This window comes from Streptomyces pimonensis (assembly GCF_041380215.1).
In the GTDB taxonomy this organism is placed as follows: Bacteria; Actinomycetota; Actinomycetes; order Streptomycetales; family Streptomycetaceae; genus Streptomyces; species Streptomyces pimonensis.
Genome location: NZ_JAHWZY010000001.1, coordinates 461,033 through 479,382, shown reverse-complemented (window position 1 = coordinate 479,382; position 18,350 = coordinate 461,033). Strand labels below are relative to the sequence as shown.

15 protein-coding genes and 1 pseudogene are annotated in these 18,350 nt (G+C 71.4%); 2 read left to right on the top strand and 14 right to left on the bottom strand.

The window, feature by feature from the left end:
- The first annotated feature begins 92 nt into the window (after nt 1-92).
- Nucleotides 93-1,109 (top strand): sigma-70 family RNA polymerase sigma factor, encoded by a 1,017-nt coding sequence (locus tag KYY02_RS02330; RefSeq protein ID WP_371235657.1) that lies wholly within the window; start codon nt 93-95, stop codon nt 1,107-1,109.
- Here KYY02_RS02330 and KYY02_RS02325 read toward each other — a convergent pair.
- On the bottom strand, nt 993-1,391 hold the full coding sequence (locus tag KYY02_RS02325; protein ID WP_371235656.1) for an STAS domain-containing protein: 399 nt from the start codon (nt 1,389-1,391) through the stop codon (nt 993-995). The genes KYY02_RS02330 and KYY02_RS02325 overlap by 117 nt on opposite strands.
- A 163-nt stretch (nt 1,392-1,554) precedes the next feature.
- Here KYY02_RS02325 and KYY02_RS02320 point away from each other — a divergent pair, with 163 nt between their 5' ends.
- Entirely contained in the window at nt 1,555-2,475 is a 921-nt protein-coding gene (locus tag KYY02_RS02320) for an AEC family transporter (protein ID WP_371235655.1), read from the top strand.
- Between the two features lies 1 nt (nt 2,476).
- On the opposite strand, the pseudogene KYY02_RS02315 reads toward KYY02_RS02320, so the two are convergent.
- From KYY02_RS02315 to KYY02_RS02255, 13 genes and pseudogenes are all read right to left on the bottom strand, one after another.
- A pseudogene (locus tag KYY02_RS02315) lies at nt 2,477-3,060 on the bottom strand (Uma2 family endonuclease).
- Between the two features lie 94 nt (nt 3,061-3,154).
- Nucleotides 3,155-4,432: a thymidine phosphorylase gene (locus tag KYY02_RS02310; protein ID WP_371235719.1), complete on the bottom strand. Its 1,278-nt coding sequence runs from the start codon at nt 4,430-4,432 to the stop codon at nt 3,155-3,157.
- Nucleotides 4,433-4,532: 100 nt separating this feature from the next.
- Nucleotides 4,533-4,946, bottom strand: a complete 414-nt coding sequence (locus KYY02_RS02305; RefSeq protein WP_371235654.1) for a cytidine deaminase — start codon at nt 4,944-4,946, stop codon at nt 4,533-4,535.
- Nucleotides 4,943-6,217, bottom strand: a complete 1,275-nt coding sequence (locus KYY02_RS02300; RefSeq protein WP_371235653.1) for an ABC transporter permease — start codon at nt 6,215-6,217, stop codon at nt 4,943-4,945. Before KYY02_RS02300 ends, KYY02_RS02305 begins: the two co-directional genes overlap by 4 nt.
- Complete coding sequence (locus KYY02_RS02295; protein ID WP_371235652.1) at nt 6,214-7,338, bottom strand: ABC transporter permease; 1,125 nt, start codon at nt 7,336-7,338, stop codon at nt 6,214-6,216. Before KYY02_RS02295 ends, KYY02_RS02300 begins: the two co-directional genes overlap by 4 nt.
- The gene (locus KYY02_RS02290; protein ID WP_371235651.1) at nt 7,338-8,897 is read right to left on the bottom strand and encodes an ABC transporter ATP-binding protein; all 1,560 of its coding nucleotides are present in this window, start codon (nt 8,895-8,897) and stop codon (nt 7,338-7,340) included. The genes KYY02_RS02295 and KYY02_RS02290 overlap by 1 nt, the downstream gene beginning before the upstream one ends.
- Before the next feature lie 200 nt (nt 8,898-9,097).
- Nucleotides 9,098-10,147, bottom strand: a complete 1,050-nt coding sequence (locus tag KYY02_RS02285; RefSeq protein ID WP_371235650.1) for a BMP family lipoprotein — start codon at nt 10,145-10,147, stop codon at nt 9,098-9,100.
- A 247-nt stretch (nt 10,148-10,394) separates the two neighbouring features.
- The gene (locus KYY02_RS02280; RefSeq protein ID WP_371235649.1) at nt 10,395-11,447 is read right to left on the bottom strand and encodes a BMP family lipoprotein; all 1,053 of its coding nucleotides are present in this window, start codon (nt 11,445-11,447) and stop codon (nt 10,395-10,397) included.
- Between the two features lie 383 nt (nt 11,448-11,830).
- Nucleotides 11,831-13,060, bottom strand: coding sequence for a M20 family metallopeptidase (locus KYY02_RS02275; protein WP_371235718.1), 1,230 nt, complete (start codon nt 13,058-13,060; stop codon nt 11,831-11,833).
- 569 nt (nt 13,061-13,629) lie between these two features.
- The gene (locus KYY02_RS02270) at nt 13,630-14,694 is read right to left on the bottom strand and encodes a hypothetical protein (RefSeq protein ID WP_371235648.1); all 1,065 of its coding nucleotides are present in this window, start codon (nt 14,692-14,694) and stop codon (nt 13,630-13,632) included.
- A 50-nt stretch (nt 14,695-14,744) separates the two neighbouring features.
- Nucleotides 14,745-15,683 (bottom strand): N-acetylneuraminate synthase family protein, encoded by a 939-nt coding sequence (locus tag KYY02_RS02265; RefSeq protein ID WP_371235647.1) that lies wholly within the window; start codon nt 15,681-15,683, stop codon nt 14,745-14,747.
- 13 nt (nt 15,684-15,696) lie between these two features.
- A complete protein-coding gene (locus KYY02_RS02260) occupies nt 15,697-16,914 on the bottom strand; it encodes a cytidylyltransferase domain-containing protein (RefSeq protein ID WP_371235646.1) in 1,218 nt (405 codons plus the stop codon).
- Nucleotides 16,915-16,946: 32 nt separating this feature from the next.
- Nucleotides 16,947-18,290 carry a DUF6716 putative glycosyltransferase gene (locus tag KYY02_RS02255; RefSeq protein WP_371235645.1) on the bottom strand — a complete coding sequence of 448 codons (1,344 nt, stop codon included), beginning with the start codon at nt 18,288-18,290 and terminating at the stop codon, nt 16,947-16,949.
- Nucleotides 18,291-18,350: the final 60 nt, after the last annotated feature.

The window sequence follows — 18,350 nt, the reverse complement described above, 5'->3', positions numbered from 1 at the left end:
GCACGTTCGTTCGCCCGGAGGACCGTTGTCAGTGGGCTGCGGTAGCTTCCGAAGTGGTGGACCACGACGACACCGCATGGGGTGGGTGGACGATGACGAACGGCACCGCGACGACGACCGACCTGGACGCCAGGCTGGAGGCGCACCGGGTCGAACTGACCGGGTACTGCTACCGGATGCTGGGCTCCTCCTTCGAGGCGGAGGACGCGGTGCAGGACACGATGATCCGCGCATGGCGCAGCTACGAAAAGTTCGAGGGCCGGTCGAGCCTGCGCTCCTGGCTGTACCGGATCGCGACCAACGTCTGTCTGGACATGCTGACGGCGGGCAACAAGCGGGCCCGGCCGATGGACCTGACGGAGTCCACACCGCTGGCGCGGGCGGCCCTGTCGCCCCGCCCGGACAGCACGTGGCTGGAGCCGATGCCCGACTCCCGGGTGCTGCCCACGCCCGCCGACCCGGCGGAGGCGGCGGTCGCCAAGGAGTCGGTGCGGCTCGCCTTCATGGCCGCGCTGCAGCAGTTGCCGGCCAAGCAGCGGGCGGTGCTGGTCCTGCGGGAGGTGCTGGCCTGGAAGGCGAGTGAGGTCGCCGAGCTGCTGGGCACGTCGGTCGCGTCGGTGAACAGCGCGCTCCAGCGGGCCCGCGCGACGCTGGCGGAGCAGCGGCAGCCGGGAGCCGACGCCTCGGTGTCCGACCCGCTGGACGAGGAGCAGCGCGAGCTGCTCGAGCGCTATGTGGCGGCGTTCGAGGAGTACGACATGTCGGCGCTGACCGCGCTGCTGCACGAGGACGCCCTCATGACGATGCCGCCGTTCGACCTCTGGCTGACCGGCGCCGACGACATCACGGGCTTCATGACGACGCTGGGCGCCGCCTGCGCGGGTTCGCGGCTGCTGCCGGTGGAGGTCAACGGGCTGCCCGGGTTCGCGCAGTACAAGCCCGCCCCGGAGACCGGCGGTTTCGCCCCGTGGGCGGTCCAGGTGCTGGAGATGTCAGACGGCCGGATCACCGGGTTCCACTGCTTCCTCGACACCGAGCGGTGGTTCCCTCTGTTCGGGCTGCCCCTCCATCTCGAAGCGGAGACCGACCAGGTCGAGCAGGGTGCGTAGCGCCGGGGAGGGGCCGCGCAGCCGTATCCGGCCCCCGGCCCGGCGGGCGGTGAGCTGGAGCCGGGCGAGCAGGTTCACGGCGACGAGGCCGGCCGGCCCCAGCCCGGCGACGTCGCAGACGACCACCCGGCCCGAACCGCCACCGCCTCCCCCGTCCAGCAGCGCCCGCAGCGCGTCGCAGGGTCCGCCCACCTCGGCCGGGGCGAGGGGGCCGCTGAGCACGAGTACGGGCGGTGTCATGGCGTCCACGACCGGTAGACCGGGCGGCGGCGCGTAACTCATCGCGACACGGTGCGGGGCGGCGCCGTGAGGATCACGCGGTGCGGGGCGGCGCCGTGAGGATCACATTGACCTGGACACGCCCCTCCCGGAGGGTTGGGTGTATGCGCCATAGATCATCTCCGCCCATGCCGCCCGGTGTTCCTCGCGTCCGCGAGGAGCTGCCGTGCAGGGGGTGCTGAGCGGGTTCCTGGTGATCGCCGTCGTCATCGGCGTCGGCTACGTCATCGGCCGGAGGGGGCATCTCGGCGCACAGGGCCACGAGGTCCTGACGAAACTGGCGTTCCACGTGGCGTCGCCCGCGCTGCTGTTCACCACGCTCGCCCGGGCCGACCTGTCGGTGGTCTTCTCCAGCCGGCTCCTGGTCACCGCGCTGAGCACGGCGGCGGTGGCGGGCGTCTTCGTCGCGGTGGGCGTCGTACGCGGCTGGGGCGTGGGCCGCACCACCATCGGCGCCCTGTGCTCCAGCTACGTCAACTCCGGCAACCTGGGCATCCCGATCGCCGTGTACGTGCTGGGCGACGCCTCGCTCGTGGCGCCGGTGCTGCTGTTCCAGCTGGTCGGGGTCGCGCCGGTCGCACTGACGGTCCTCGACCTGTCGACGGCGGGCGAGAAGCAGCCGCTGTGGCGGCGGATCCTGACCCCGTTGCGCAACCCGATCGCGGTGGGGTCGCTGGCGGGGGTGGCGGTGTCGGCGGCCGGGATCGGGATACCGGGCCCGGTGTGGGACCCGGTGGCCCTGATCGGCAACATGGCGGTCCCCGCCGTGCTGCTCGCCTTCGGCATCTCGCTGCGCGGCAGCGCGCTGCCCCTGCGGGGCGGTGACCGCGGGGCGGTGCTGCTCGCCGTGGCGCTGAAGGCGGTGGGCCAGCCGCTGGCCGCCTGGGCGCTGGCGGCGGGCGTCTTCGGCCTGCGCGGCGCGCACCTGCTGGACGTGGTGGTGACCTCGGCCCTCCCCGCCGCCCAGAACCTCTTCACGTACGCGAGCCGCTACCGGGTGGGCGAGAAGCTGGCACGGGAGGCGATCCTGGTGTCGACGGTGCTGTCGGTGCCGGTGCTGGTGGTGGTGGCGGCGTTGCTGGGGTGACTCAGGTCGCGGGAAACCCACTGGTGTCGATGACGAGGCCGAACGGGCGGGGAGCTTGATCGGCTCACCGAACTTCGCGGTGCTCAAGGGACGGTAGACCTCCCCCTTCGGTTCGCCGTGGAGCGTCGCGGTCGGACCGTCGGGGGCCCAGCGGTCGACGAGGAGGTACAGCGGGATGCCCGCGGTGGCATAGGCGGCGGGCTTGCTGACGCGGTCGTCGCGGGCGTTGGACTTCGAGGTGACCTCGACGACCAGCTCGGCGAGGGCGGCGGGGATGTGGGTGTCCGACTCGGTGTGGTCCCGCCTCGGGGCCACCACAAGATCTGGAATGAGCATGCCCACCCGCGAAGGTACGGCGATCGCCAGCGTCTGGAAGATTCCCCCGTCCGGTGGAATCACTGAGTACAGGCGGCGCTGGATACTTTCCGCGATCACGTTGTGACGGTATGCGGGAGCGGGTGACACGGTGACGATCCCCTCGATGATCTACACCTTGCTGCCCTCGGGCCATTCCATCTCCTCCCAGAACCGGACGAGGTCGTCCCAGCTCTGCTCGGGGTCCTGGCTCACGGTGAGTGCGCTCACGGCGATCCCCTTCGGTGCGTCACCGAGTGCAGCATGCCGAACGGGACCGGTGGGGGTCCACCGGTCCCGTTCATCCGATCGGGGAAACCGCTGGTCAGGCGATACGTTCCAGCACGACCGGCGTGGCGGAGAAGTCCGTACCGGGGGCCTCGATGTCGTAAGAGCCCTCGACCGCCTGGAGGGCGTGGTCGAAGCGTTCCGGGGTGTCCGTGTGGAGGGTGAGGAGGGGCTGGCCCTCCGTCACCGTGTCGCCGGGCTTGGCGTGCATCTCGACGCCCGCGCCCGCCTGGACCGGGTCCTCCTTGCGGGCGCGGCCCGCGCCGAGGCGCCAGGCGGCGACGCCGACGCCGTAGGCGTCGAGGCGGGTGAGGACGCCGGAGGACGGGGCCCTGACGACGTGCTGTTCGCGCGCGACCGGCAGCTCCGCGTCCGGGTCGCCGCCCTGCGCCGAGATCATGCGGCGCCAGACGTCCATCGCGGAGCCGTCGGCGAGGGCCCTCGCCGGGTCGGCGTCCTTCAGGCCGGCCGCGTCGAGCATCTCGCGGGCCAGGGCCAGGGTCAGCTCCACGACGTCCGCGGGGCCCCCGCCCGCCAGGACCTCGACCGACTCGCGGACCTCCAGCGCGTTGCCGGCGGTCAGGCCGAGCGGGGTGGACATGTCGGTGAGGAGGGCGACCGTCCTCACGCCGGAGTCGGTGCCCAGGCCGACCATGGTGCGGGCCAGTTCGCGGGCGTCGTCGATCGTCTTCATGAAGGCGCCGGTGCCCACCTTCACGTCGAGGACCAGGGACCCGGTGCCCTCCGCGATCTTCTTCGACATGATGGACGAGGCGATCAGGGGGATCGCCTCGACCGTGCCCGTGACGTCCCGGAGCGCGTACAGCTTCTTGTCCGCCGGGGCCAGTCCGTCGCCGGCCGCACAGATCACCGCGCCGGTGCCGTCCAGCACCGACAGCATCTCCTCGTTGGAGAGCAGCGCGCGCCAGCCGGGGACGGACTCCAGCTTGTCGAGGGTGCCGCCGGTGTGACCGAGGCCGCGGCCGGAGAGCTGGGGGACGGCCGCACCGCAGGCCGCGACGAGGGGGGCCAGCGGAAGGGTGATCTTGTCGCCGACGCCGCCGGTGGAGTGCTTGTCGGCGGTGGGGCGGGACAAGGACGAGAAGTCCATGCGCTCGCCGGAGGCGATCATCGCGGCGGTCCAGCGGGCGATCTCGCTCCGGTTCATGCCGTTGAGGAGGATCGCCATCGCGAGCGCCGACATCTGCTCGTCGGCCACCTCCCCGCGGGTGTACGCGTCGATCACCCAGTCGATCTGCTCGTCGCTGAGTTCGCCGCGGTCCCGCTTGGTACGGATGACGGAGATGGCGTCCATGGCCATGGCTGGCGTTCCTTCCGAAGGTGCGAAGGGTGCGGCCCCTCCGGTCGACGGTATCGACGGGTGTCGACAGCCGCTCGGAGGGGCCGCACGGGAATCACTTGGTGAGGTGCTGCGGACCGAAGGCCTGCGGCAGCATCTCCGAGAGCGGCAGGATCCCCTCCGGGGTCTCCAGGAGCAGACCGGGGCCGCCGAACTCGTACAGCAGCTGGCGGCAGCGGCCGCACGGGACGAGGATCTCGCCGTCGCCGTCCACGCAGGTGAAGTGCGTGAGCCGGCCGCCCCCGGTGCGCTGGAGCTCCGAGACCAGTCCGCACTCGGCGCACAGTCCGATCCCGTACGAGGCGTTCTCGACGTTGCAGCCGGAGACCGTGCGTCCGTCGTCGACCAGGGCCGCCACGCCGACCGGGTAGCCCGAGTAGGGGGCGTAGGCGTGGGACATGGCGTCCCGCGCGACGGCGCGCAGCGCCTCCCAGTCGACGCCGGCCGCAGTGGAACCGGAGGAGGTCACTTGCCCTGTCCCTTCCGGTACGGCATGCCGTCCGCCTTCGGCATCCGCAGTCGCTGCGCGGAGAGCGCGAGGACGACGAGGGTGATGACGTACGGCGTGGCGGAGACGACCTGGTTGGGGACCTCGTCGGTGCCGGCGTACCAGGCGAAGACGAGGGCGCCGACGACCAGGGTGATCACCGCGTGGACGTACTTCTTGCGGACGGCCAGCCAGATCGCGCCGATGACCAGCAGCAGCGCGCCGAGCAGCAGCAGGGCGTGCACGTTGGCGGAGCCGCCGCGCAGGTTGAGGCTGTCGGTGTAGCCGAAGAGGCCGGCGCCGATGGCGAGGCCGCCCGGCATCCAGTTGCCGAAGATCATCGCGGCGAGGCCGATGTAGCCGCGGCCGCTGGTCTGGCCCTCCAGGTAGAAGGGGTTGGCCACGATGGACAGGAAGACGCCGCCGAGACCGGCCAGGCCGCCGGAGATGATCACGGCGAGGTACTTGTACTTGTAGACGTTGACGCCGAGGGACTCGGCGGCGGTCGGGTTCTCGCCGCAGGAACGCAGCCGCAGGCCGAACGGGGTGCGCCACAGGATCCACCAGGAGGCGGGGACGAGCGCGACGGCGATCAGGGTCAGCCAGGAGACGCCGGTGACCAGTCCGCCGAGCAGGCCGGCGACGTCGGAGACGAAGAACCAGCCCTTGTCGTTGAGGTCGCTCAGTCCGTCGGACAGTCCCGGCACGGTGAAGTGGCCGAGGGAGTCGACCGCCGGGGACTGCTTGGCGGAGCCGCCCTGGTGGCCCTCGAAGGCGAGCGGGGCGAGGTAGCGGGTGGCGCCGAGGGCGAGGATGTTGAGGGCCACGCCGGAGACGATGTGGTTGACGTTGAAGGTGACGGTGACGATCGCGTGCAGCAGACCGCCGAGCGCGCCGCCGATGATGCCGACGAGGACTCCGGTCCACGGGCCCCACTGGAAGCCGGCCCAGGCGCCGAACCAGGTGCCGAGGATCAGCATGCCCTCGAGGCCGATGTTGACCACGCCCGCGCGCTCGGCCCACAGGCCGCCGAGACCGGCGAGGCCGATCGGGACCGCGAGCTGGAGGGCGGTGGACATCTGGCTGACGTTGGTGATGCCGTTCGCGCCGGTGACGAGGCGGACGATCGAGACCAGTGCCAGGGCTCCGGCGATGACCAGGAGCAGGACGGGCCACGACATGCGGCGGCCGGTCGGCGGTGCGTGTTCCAGCGACGGCTGGTTGACGTCGGTCGCTGTGGTCGGAGCGGTCATCGGCCGGCCACCTCCTTCGTGGTGTTGTTGTCGGCGCCCAGGACGTGGCCGGCGGCGAGCTCGGCGCCGACCCGGCGCTGCTGGCGGCGCAGGCCCCACTCGCGGACGGCCTCGTAGGAGACGACGACCGAGAGGACGATCAGGCCCTGCATGATGACCGCGATCTCCTTGTCGTAGCCGTGGAAGTCGAGCTCGGGCGAGGCCTTGTCGAGCCAGGCCCACAGAAGGGCCGCGAAGGCGATGCCGACCGGGCTGTTGCGGCCGAGCAGGGCGATGCCGATGCCGAGGAAGCCGATGCCGGTGGGGAAGTTGAGGTTGTAGGTGTGGGAGTCGCCGAGGAGGATCGGCAGGCCCGCGAGGCCCGCGACGGCGCCGGAGAGCAGCATGGCGGTGAGGACCATGCGCTTGGGGTCGACGCCGGAGGCGGAGGCGGCGGACTCGGAGGCGCCGGAGGCGCGCAGGTCGAAACCGAAGCGGGTGCGGTTGAGGACGACCCAGTAGCCGATGCCGAGCAGGACGGCGAGGAGCAGCAGGCCGTAGATCTCACCGGCCTCGCCCGTGTCGATACCGGGGATCCAGCCGGACTCGTGCATCTCGCCGGTGGTGCTGTTGTTGCCGATCTTGACGCCGAAGACGTCCGGCTTCCACATGTAGACGATGAGCGAGGTGGCGATCGCGTTGAGCATGATCGTGGCGACGACCTCGCTGACGCCGCGGGTGACCTTGAGGACGCCGGCGATGCCGGCCCAGAAGGCGCCGGTGAGGACGGCGGTCAGCAGCAGCAGGGGGACCTGGAGGAACGCCGGCAGGTTCGCGTGCGCGCCGACGACGGCGGCCATCATGGCGCCGAGCTGGTACTGGCCGTCGACGCCGATGTTGAACAGGTTCATCCGGAAGCCGATGGCCACCGCGAGGGCCGCGATGTAGTACATCGAGGCCTGGTTGACGATCAGGACCTGGATGTCGGAGAAGCCGGCCTGCTCGAACATGATGGCGAACGGTTCGACCGGGTTCTTGCCGGAGGCGACCAGGACGATCGCGCTGAGCACGAAGGCCACGGCGAGCGCGATGACCGGCCCGGCCACCGCGAGGAGCACGCGCTCCTTGTCGAACTTCTTCATCAGCGGGCCTCGTCTTCCGCACCCCGGCCGCCGTCGGCCGGGGTCTCTTCGTGCTCCAGGTGTCCGGAGGCGGCGCCGGTCATGGCGGTGCCGAGTTCCTCCGGGGTGATGGTGGCCGGGTCGGCGTCCGCGACCAGCTTGCCGTCGTAGATCACCCTGAGGGTGTCGGACAGGCCGATCAGCTCGTCCAGGTCGGCGGAGATCAACAGCACGGCCAGGCCCTCGCGGCGGGCCTTGCGGATGTGGTCCCAGATGGCGGCCTGGGCGCCGACGTCCACACCGCGGGTGGGGTGGGCGGCGATCAGGAAGCGCGGCTTGTGGCTCATCTCCCGGCCGACGATCAGCTTCTGCTGGTTGCCGCCGGACAGGGAGGCGGCGGTGACGTCGATGCCGGGGGTGCGGACGTCGTACTCGGTGACGATCCGGCGTGTGTCCTCCTGGGCGGCCTTCGGGTCGAGCCAGACGCCCTTGGCGTTGGGCTTCTCGGTGACGTGGCCGAGGATGCGGTTCTCCCAGAGGGGGGCCTCCAGGAGCAGGCCGTGGCGGTGACGGTCCTCGGGGATGTAGCCGATGCCCTGTTCGCGGCGCTTGCGCGTGGCCCAGGAGGTGATCTCCTCGTCGGCCAGCCGGATGGTGCCGGAGTCGGCGTGCTTCAGGCCGATGAGCGCGTCGACCAGCTCGGTCTGGCCGTTGCCCTCCACACCGGCGATGCCCAGGACCTCGCCCGCGTGGATGGTGAAGGTGATGTCGTCGAGCAGGGCCTTGCCGCCGGGGGCCGCCAGGCGCAGCTTGTCGACGGTGAGGACGGGGCGGTCGGTGACGGTGGACTCGGCCGTCTCGGGGGTGGGCAGCTCGCTGCCCACCATCAGCTCGGCGAGCTGGCGCGGGGTCGTCTCGGCGGGGACGGCCGTGCCGACCGTGGTGCCGCGGCGGATGACGGTGATGTCGTCGGCGACGGAGAGCACCTCGCCCAGCTTGTGGGAGATGAAGATGACCGACAGGCCCTCGGCCTTCAGCTCGCGCAGGTTGTCGAAGAGGGCGTCGACCTCCTGCGGGACGAGGACGGCGGTGGGCTCGTCGAGGATCAGGGTGGTGGCGCCGCGGTAGAGGACCTTGAGGATCTCCACGCGCTGACGGGCGGCGACGCCGAGCTCCTCGACCAGGACCTCGGGGCGTACGCCGAGGCCGTAGCGGTCGGAGAGCTCCTTGATCTTGCGGCGGGCCCTGCCGCCGATGCCGTGGAGCTTCTCGCTGCCGAGGACGACGTTCTCGAGGACGGTGAGGTTGTCGGCGAGCATGAAGTGCTGGTGCACCATGCCGATGCCGCGGACGATGGCGTCGGCGGGAGAGGAGAAGCTCACCTGCTCGCCGTGGACCGTGATGGTGCCCTCGTCCGGTTTCTGCATGCCGTAGAGGATCTTCATCAGGGTCGACTTGCCGGCGCCGTTCTCACCGACGAGGGCATGGACGGTGCCCCTGCGGACGGTGAGGTGGATGTCGTGGTTGGCCACGACACCGGGGAAGCGCTTGGTGATCCCGGCGAGTTCGACGGCGGTCACCGAATCGTTGACCGCCGCTCCGGCCGGAGGGCTGCTGGACGCGTTGATGACGCACTCTCCTGGGGACGGGGGCCATCTACGCGCGTAGCGCCCCTATGGCATGCAAAGGGGTGGCGCACTCGGCCGACGGGGTACGAGGAGCCGGGCTCCTCGTACCCCGTCGAGCGGACGCGACCCCGCGGTTACTCGGGGGGTGTCACTCAGCTCGACTTGACCTTGATCTCGCCGCTGACGATCTTCTCCTTGGCCTTTTCGATGGCTTCCTGGAGTTCGGCGTCGTCCGCGAACTTCGGGTTGGAGTTCGACAGGCTCACCTCACCCGTCTTCAGATCGCCCTTGACGATACCGGTCGCCGGCTTGCCCTCCTCGACCGACTTCGCCAGGTTGTACACCGCCTTGGCGACGTCCTTCATCGCCGAGGTGAGGATCCAGTCCTTGTACGGGGCGAGGGCTTCCTGCTGGTACTGGTCGGAGTCGACGCCGATCGCCCACACCTTGTTGGCGGCGGCGGCCTCGATGACGCCCTGACCGGACAGACCGGCGGCCGCGTAGATCACGTCGGCCTTCTTCTCGATCTGGCCCTCGGCGGCGGACTTGCCCTTGTCGGGGCTGGAGAAGCCGCCCTCCTCCGCGGTCTGGGTCAGGAACTGCGGGATCACCTTGACCTTGGGGTCGGTGTCCTTGACGCCCTGCTCGAAGCCCGCGCGGAACTTGTGGATCAGCGGGATGTCCACACCGCCCACGAAGCCGACGACGTTCGTCTTGGTGCTCTCGGCGGCGGCGACACCGGCGAGGTAGGAGGCCTGCTCCTCGGAGAAGACCAGGTCGGCGACGTTGTCCGCCTCGATCGTGGCGTCGTCGACGATGCCGAAGGTGGTGTCCGGGTACTTCTCCGCGGCGCCCTTCACGGCGGAGGCGTACGCGTAGCCGACGCCGACGACCGGGTTGTAGCCCTGGCGGGCCAGCGAGACCAGGCGCTGCTCCTTGTCGGCGTCCGTCTCGCCGTCGGTGGGCTCGACGTCGGCGGTCTGGTAGCCGAACTCCTTCTTCACCTGTTCCAGGCCCGCGTACGCGGCGTCGTTGAAGGACTGGTCACCCCTGCCGCCGACGTCGTAGGCGATGGCGAGGCCCTTGTCGTCCTTCGACTCCGAGGAGCTCGAGGAGGTGGAGGTCGAACCGCAGGCGGAGAGGGCGAGGGCCAGGGAGGCGGTCGCTGCGCCTGCGGCCGTGATCCGGGAAATCCGGCGCATGTGTGGTGCTCCTAGTCGTACAAGCGCCGGGACGTGTTCAGCTGCGGCGCTGGCTTTGCCGCAGATTAACGCGCGTAGACCTGCCTGAAAACCCCTTCTGTCCACCTTGTTATCCGGCCGTGGCCAATACGGCTCGGGGCGTCGCCGGGCGCGAACGCGGGGTGGCTGTGGGTGAGCGGGAACGGGGACGGCGGAGCGGGCGGACACTCCGGGTGTCCGCCCGCTCCGTACGGGTGCGCCGCCGTTCCTACTGCTCGGTCCCGACCTCGATGGAGCCGTCGATGATGCCCTCCCTGGCCTTGGCCACGGCGTCCGTCAGGCCGGCGACCTCGGCCATCCTCGGATTGCTCTCCGACAGGCCGACGCCGTTCACCTCGAGGTCGAAGACCTGGGTGCCGGTCAGCGGCTTGCCGTCCTGGACCGACTTGGCCAGGGTGTACACCGCACCGCCGATGTCCTTCAGGGCGGAGGTGAGGATCCAGTCCTTGTACGGGGCGAGGGCTTCCTGCCGGTACTGGTCGGAGTCGACGCCGATCGCCCACACCTCGTTGGCGGCGGCGGCCTCGATGACGCCCTGACCGGACAGACCGGCCGCCTGGTAGATGACGTCGGCCTTCTTCTCGATCTGGCCCTCGGCGGCGGCCCTGCCCTTGTCGGGGCTGGAGAAGCCGCCCTCCTCCGCGGTCTGGGTGAGGTACTGCGAGATCACCTTGATCTCGGGGTCGGTGGCCTTCACGCCCTGCTCGTAGCCGGCCTGGAACTTGTGGATCAGCGGGATGTCCACACCGCCCACGAAGCCGACGACATCGGTCCTGGTGGCCTTGGCGGCGGCGACGCCGGCGAGGTAGGAGGCCTGCTCCTCCGCGAAGACGAGGGAGGCGACGTTGTCGCCCTCGACCACGGAGTCGACGATGCCGAAGGTGGTCTTCGGGTACTTCGCGGCCACGGCCTTCATCGCGGGGCCGTAGGCGAAGCCGACGCCGATGACCGGGTTGTAGCCCTGGCGGGCCAGCGAGGCCAGACGCTGCTCCTTGTCCGCGTCGGTCTCGCCCTCGGTGGGCTCCACATCGGCGGTCCTGTAGCCGAACTCGTCCTTGGCCTTGGTCAGGCCGGCGAAGGCGGCGTCGTTGAAGGACTGGTCGCCCTTGCCCCCGATGTCGTAGGCGATGGCGAGGCCGAGGTCTTCCTTGGAGCCGCCGCTGTCGCCGTTGTCACTGCTGGTGCCGCCGCAGGCGGTGGCTGCGAGTGCGAGCGAGGCGACCCCCACCGCGACGCGGGTCAGTCTGGATGTCCGACGCATCTGAAGTTCCCCATTCTCCAAAGCCCCGCAGCGGGTGCTCGGTCCGGCGCACATTAACGCGCGTAGAAACTCCTGGGAACGGGATCGAGCGGGGCCGTTATCCATTCGTGCCGATGGCTGGTTACGCCCCTGTGAACCAGGGGGCCGTACCGGCCCGAGCCGGGCGACCGGCGCGGTACGAGCGGTTGCACGCGCCCCACGCTGCCCCTGACGCGCGGGGCACGCAAGCGGGAGGGGCGGGAGAGGTGACGGTGGCACGGGCGGGACGGAAGCCGGCTGGAGGTTTCCGCCCCCACCGCCCCGCACCCGCGCTCTGCCCCGGGCCCCGCTCCCCGGACGCCCGGGGGCCGAGCCGGCCCGTCCGGCGTCCGAGGAGCCGTCGCCTAGCGCAGGGCGTCCAGGAGGGCGGCGCCGGTGAAGAGTTCCACGCCGACGGTGATGGCGTGCTCGTCCACGTCGAAGTCGCCCTGGTGCAGGTCGCGCACGGTGCGCTCGCCCGGGGGGCGGACGCCGAGGCGGGCCATGGCACCGGGGACGCGCTCCAGGTACCAGGAGAAGTCCTCGCCGCCGAGGCTCTGCTCGGTGCCCTCGACGGACTCCACTCCGCGCCGGGCGATCATCGCGTCGCGCAGCAGCTCGGTGGCCCCGGCCTCGTTGACGACCGGCGGGACGCCGCGCACGTAGGTGATCTCCGACTTGGCGCGGTGCAGGTTGGCCACCTCGTCGATGGCGGCGACCACGATGTCGGGGACCTGCCGCCAGGTCTCCAGGTCCAGGCAGCGCACGGTGCCGGACAGCTCGGCGTGCTGCGGGATGACGTTGGGCGCGTGGCCCGACTCGACCCGGCCCCAGGTCACGGCGAGTCCGCTGCGGCTGTCGACGCGGCGGCCGACCAGGGCGGGCACGTCGGTGACGACCCGGGCGGCGGCGGTGACCAGGTCGGTGGTCAGGTGCGGGCGGGCGGTGTGGCCGCCGGGACCGTCGAGGGCGATCTCCAGCCGGTCGCAGGCGGAGGTGATGGGCCCCTCGCGCAGGCCGATCTTCCCGGCGTCGACGCGGGGGTCGCAGTGCACGGCGAGGATCCGGCCGATGCCGTCGAGTCCGCCGTCCTCGACGACCTCGGCGGCGCCGCCGGGCAGCACCTCCTCGGCGGGCTGGAAGATCAGCCGCACGGGACGGGGCAGCAGGCCCTGGCGGTGCAGTTCGGCGAGGACCAGGCCGGCGCCGAGCACGACGGTGGTGTGCACGTCGTGGCCGCAGGCGTGGGCACGGTCGGGCACGGTGGAACGGTAGGGGCAGTCGGCCTTCATGTCGGGGATGGGCAGGCCGTCGATGTCGGCGCGCAGGGCGAGCATCGCCGAGTCCGTGCCGGCCTCGTCGTCGGTTCCGATGTCACAGATCACGCCGGTGCCACCGGAGAGGACCCAGGGCTTCAGACCGGCCCGCTCGAGGCGTTCCTTGATCGCCGCGGTGGTGCGGAACTCCTGGTGGCCGAGTTCCGGGTGCATGTGGAGGTCGCGTCGGAAGGCCACGAGCTCGGCGCGCAGGGCCTCGGGCAGCGCGCCGGGAAGCACCGCTCCCCCGGGGAGATCGATCTCGGACTCCAGTGACATCAGTGGTTTCACCCTTTGAAGAGTAGGGCTCCAGAGCTGTCCACCGGCCCCCGATCAACAAAAATCAGCCCGTTGGGGGGAGAAAATCTGGCCGCCCTACGCATAGTCGCGTATCGAGGTGGGTACACTCACCTCCTTTTTTGCGAGGGTATAGGCCGCTGGCCTGCTGGTCCATGAGGCCGATCACAATCCGGGACATGGTTCCGGCACCCCTCCACTCCTCACGGTTACCACGATCGGCCGAAGGCACGCGGCCCGGTTCATTCGGCGGATGCCGGCAGGCGGCGGCTGCGAGCCGGCACCGAGAACGCGACGGCCGTGGTGCGGGCGGAAGTCCTCGTGGTCCTTGAGGTCGGCGGTGGCCGGCGGCAGGTCGCAGGTGGGAGCGCCGGCGGCAGCTCCTCGGCCGCGGGGAGCCTGGGCCCTCGGGCACGGGCGTGCTCATCGGGAGACCCGGCAGGGCGGGAACCGGTTCCACGGCCGGCATACGGGCGCTCCCACCTGGTGACATCGGGCCTCACCGGCATGAGCGAGCGTCCGAACGCCCGGTCCCTCCCGGCGACAACGGCTCAGACCGCCGGCGCCGTCCGCAGGTGGTGGGCGGACTTGGCGGTGTCCGTGACGTTGGCCAGGAAGCCCTGGGCGCGCGGGGAGGCGCTCCTGGTCAGCCAGGCGGGGTCTATGTCGCACACCACGACGCGGACGCCCGTGCCGGCGAGGGCCAGCGGCAGGGTGTGGACGACCGTGGAGGGGAAGCTGAGGACGGTGGCGCCGATGGGGCCGCGCCGGGCGATGAGTTCCAGCGGGAACTCGGGGCGGACGACCTCCAGTCCCGTCTCGGCGGCGAGCCGGTGGAGCTTCTCCGTGCTCTCGCGGCGGTGGGCGAAGTAGCGCTTGGCGCCGTGCGCGGCGACCAGGGCGCGTACCGCCTCCAGGTAGGCGTCGGCGTCCACCACACCGGTCTCCACCAGGGACGTGCCGACCATGTCGGCGCCCCGGGTGACCCGGGGCGGGCCGAAGCGGCCCCGGGTCCAGGCGAAGGTGTGGGAGCTGACGGTGACACCGGGCGGGGTGTCCTCCATGGGCATGGAGGTGAAGACCTCCACCGTGCGCTTCTCACCGGGGGTGAGCCGGCGCCGGGCGGCGGCGGACACGGGGAGGAGGACGAGTTCGCGGGGGCCCGGCCGGCCGCCCTTGCGGTGCCAGCGCACCAGGCGTTCGCCCCGGGCCAGCTGGCCGACGAACTCCATCGTCGCGGTGCCGTCGTCGACGACGACGACCTCACGTGCGCGGGTGATCGTCAGCAGCAGCTGGACGTAGCGGGAGAAGGGGTCGCCGAGGACGACGCGGGTGGCCCGGCGGAGCGGGGCGGTGAGGCCGCCGACCGTCTGCAGCGGGGCGCCCGCTCCGCCGCGCGCCTCCTCCCAGCGGACCTCGTGCCCCTCCTCGCGGGCCAGCTCCGCCATGCGGCGCAGCTGACCACGGGTCATGGGGTCGACCGGGGACAGCACCACGAGGGTGAGCCCCACGCCGGGCGCATGCGCGTGCGCCCACTCCAGCACGTTGAGTAGTTGTACCGGGCTCTCGACGAAGGCGAGAGTGTGGGGGCCGGGCCGGCCGGCGCGGGGGCTCATCGACGTACGACCGTTCCCGTCGTCGTAAGGGTGGGGGAGGGTGCGGGAGTTCAGACGGACATGGGCTCGCCGGCGGCCGCGGCGATCTCCGCCTCGGCGACCACGCCGGTGACACGGCGCAGCTTCTTCATCGGGCCCAGCTCGGAGTCGTAGACCTTCTTGACGCCGTCACCGAGGGAGGCCTCGATGGTGCGGATGTCGCGGACCAGGCGGGTCAGGCCCTGCGGCTCGACGGAGGCGGCCTGGTCGGAGCCCCACATGGCGCGGTCGAGGGTGATGTGGCGCTCGACGAAGACGGCGCCGAGGGCGACGGCGGCGAGGGTGGTCTGCAGGCCGGTCTCGTGGCCGGAGTAGCCGATCGGGACGTTCGGGTACTCCTGCTGGAGGGTGTTGATGACCCGCAGGTTCAGCTCCTCGGCCTTCGCCGGGTAGGTGGAGGTGGCGTGGCAGAGCAGGATGTTGTCGCTGCCCAGGACCTCGACCGCGTGGCGGATCTGCTTCGGGGTGGACATGCCGGTGGAGAGGATGATCGTGCGGCCGGTGGCGCGCAGGGCGCGCAGCAGCTCGTCGTCGGTGAGGGAGGCGGAGGCCACCTTGTGGGCGGGGACGTCGAACTTCTCCAGGAAGGCGACGGCCTCGGTGTCCCACGGGGAGGCGAACCAGTCGATGTTCTTGCTCTTGCAGTACTCGTCGATCTGGCGGTACTCGTCCTCGCCGAACTCCACGCGGTGGCGGTAGTCGATGTACGTCATCCGGCCCCAGGGGGTCTCGCGCTCGATGTCCCACTGGTCGCGCGGGGTGCAGATCTCGGGCGTGCGCTTCTGGAACTTGACCGCGTCGCAGCCCGCCTCGGCGGCGGCGTCGATCAGCTTGAAGGCGTTCTCGAGGTCGCCGTTGTGGTTGATGCCGATCTCGCCGGTGACGTACACGGGGCGGCCGGGGCCGGCCTCGCGGGTGCCGAAGGTACGGATGCGGGTGTTGGTGCTCATGTCCGGGGTTTCCTTACTTGGGGAGGGAATCGAGAGAGGGGCCGAGGATCCAGCCGGCGATCTCCCGGATCGCGCCGTCACCGCCGGGGAGGGTGGTGACCGCGCGTGCGGCGCCGCGTACGACGTCGTGGGCGCTCGCGACCGCCACGGGCCAGCCGACGAGGGCGAAGCACGGGAGGTCGTTGACGTCGTTGCCGACGTAGAGCACGCGCTCCGGCGCGATGCCCTGTTCCTCGCACCACTGCTTGAGGGCGAGGTCCTTGCGGTCGATGCCGTGCAGCACGGGGAGCTTGAGCTTGCGTGCGCGGGCGGCGACCACCGGGTTCTGTTCCGTGGACAGGATGAGCAACTCGATGCCGCTGCGGCGCAGGGCCGCGATACCGAGCCCGTCCCCACGGTGCACGGAGACGAACTCCCGTCCGTCGGAGTCGATCAGCACCCGGTCGTCGGTCTGGGTGCCGTCGAAGTCGAGGACGACCGCGTCGATGTCGGCGGCGGTCGGGAGGGCGCCGGGCCGCTCCGCGTCGAAGAGCGGGGCGAGGGCGCGGGCCCGGGCGAGGTCGTGCGGATCGTCGATCTCCAGCACCCGGGCCGGGTCGGTGCGCACGAGTTCGGTGCGGCCGAAGAAGCGGTGCCCGTGCTCGCGGAATCCGGCGGCGTCCATGGCGTAGGCGGCGCCGGTCTCCAGGAGGTCCTGGGGGCGGTCCTGGCGGCGGGGGCGGAAGGACTTGTCGTGGTTGACGCCGTACCCGCCCCCGGTCGCCCCGTCGTCGGCGTCGCGCCAGACGAAGCCGTGGAACGGGGCGACGGTCACGGCCGTGTCCGCGCCCTGGTCGACGACCGCGGCGGCCACCGCGTCGACGTCCTCGCGGAGCAGGAAGGGGCTGGTGCACTGGACGAGCAGGACCACGTCCACGGGGGTGTCGTGCAGGGCCTCGTGGGCGTCCATGGCGTGCAGGACGGCGGCCTCGGAGGTGGCGGTGTCGCCGGCGATGGCGGCGGGCCGCAGCACGACCTCGGCGCCGGCCTGCCGGGCGGCTGCCGCGATGGCCTGGTCGTCGGTGGAGACCACGACGTCCGTGACGTACCGCGCGGCGCGGCACTCGCGCACGGCGCGCGCCACCAGCGGGACGCCGCCGACGGGGGCGAGGTTCTTCGCGGGGACGCCCTTGGAGCCTCCACGCGCGGGGATCACGGCGAGCACGCGGCGCACCGTCGGCGGGTGGGGCATGGGATCAGCTCCTCGGTCGGGGATCGGGCCGGTCACAGCTCACCCATCCGGCGGATCACCGGGGCCACGCGCTGCACGCCGTGCCGGTAGGCGCCGCGCGCCGCGCGGCGCACGATCTGCCGGACCGGTCCGGGCTCCCTGTCAGCGGCGGGCGCGCCGGGCAGTGGGGTGCCGTCCGGGCCGAGGTGGTGGCGGGCGAGGATGCCGGGCAGGTAGCCGGGCGCGGTGACGGGCGTGTAGTACGGGGTCAGCGGCGGGAGTCCGCCGGGGCGGCCGAGCAGCTTGGCGATGCGTTCGCGGGCCGTGTCGAACGCGGTGTCGTACGCCCCTCCTTCGGCCGCGACTCCCTGCCGGGACACCCACTCCGCGTCGGGCACCGGCCGGTGCCCTTCGTCGAGCTGGTCCCAGGAGGCGAGGCAGCCGGAGCCGACGAAGTGGTGGTTGCCGAGGGATTCCCGGATCCCGAGGTCGGTGAGGATTACGGTCGGGATGCGGCGGTGCAGCGACTCCAGGGCGGCCGTGGAGCTGACGGTGACGAGGAGGTCGGTCCGGTCGAGGACCTCGCCCATGTTCCCGTAGACCAGGCGGAAGTTGGCCGGCGGGTCCAGCCGCTGGACGAGCTTCTGGTAGGGCAGTTCCTCGATGTGCGTGGTGTGTTCGCCGGGCTTGGAGCGCAGCTTCAGCAGCACTTCGCGCTCGGGGTGCCGACGGGCGTGCTGCACCAGCCGGTCCAGCAGGTACGTACGGTCCCTGCGGCTCTCCGGGACGGAGGGCTGGGCGGCGAAGACGACCGTGTAGGGGTCGTGCTCGCCCTGGTACGCGGCCCCGCCGAGGAACGGCAGCGCGACCTCGGTCACCGAGGAGGCGTCGGCTCCCACTCCCTCGTACACGGCGCGGAAACGGTCCGCGTCCTGACGGGAGTTGGCGAGCACCAGGTCGGCTCCGTGGCGCAGCAGGAGGCCGTCGGCGAGCTTCTCGTAGACCACACCGACGTATCCGGTGACGACGACGGGCCGCTGCGGCCGGTCCTCCCAGACCCGCTTGAGCCCGTGCAGCATCGCCTGCACACCGCCGCCGACCAGGGAGAGCACGAGGAGGTCGTACGGCTCCTCGCGCACCGCGCGCAGGAACTCGACGGCGGTGACCTCACGGAGCGAGTCCGCCCGGACGCCGACCTCGCCGAGCTGGCGGGCGGTGGGGGTGGCGCGGCCCCGCAGGAGGTATCCGTCGAGGCGGACGGCCCGGCCGGCCGCGGCTCCCGGCTCTCCGGGCTCCGACGGCGCGACGCGGTTCGCGGTGAGCGCGCCCCATTTCCACCGGGTGTCGGAATCCGCGAGGACCGCGACCCTGAGGGGCTTCGTTGCACTTGCTGGCACATCCAAGACGCTAGGAAGCGAACCCTAGGCATGGCCCAACCTTGAATCAACGAGAAGTTA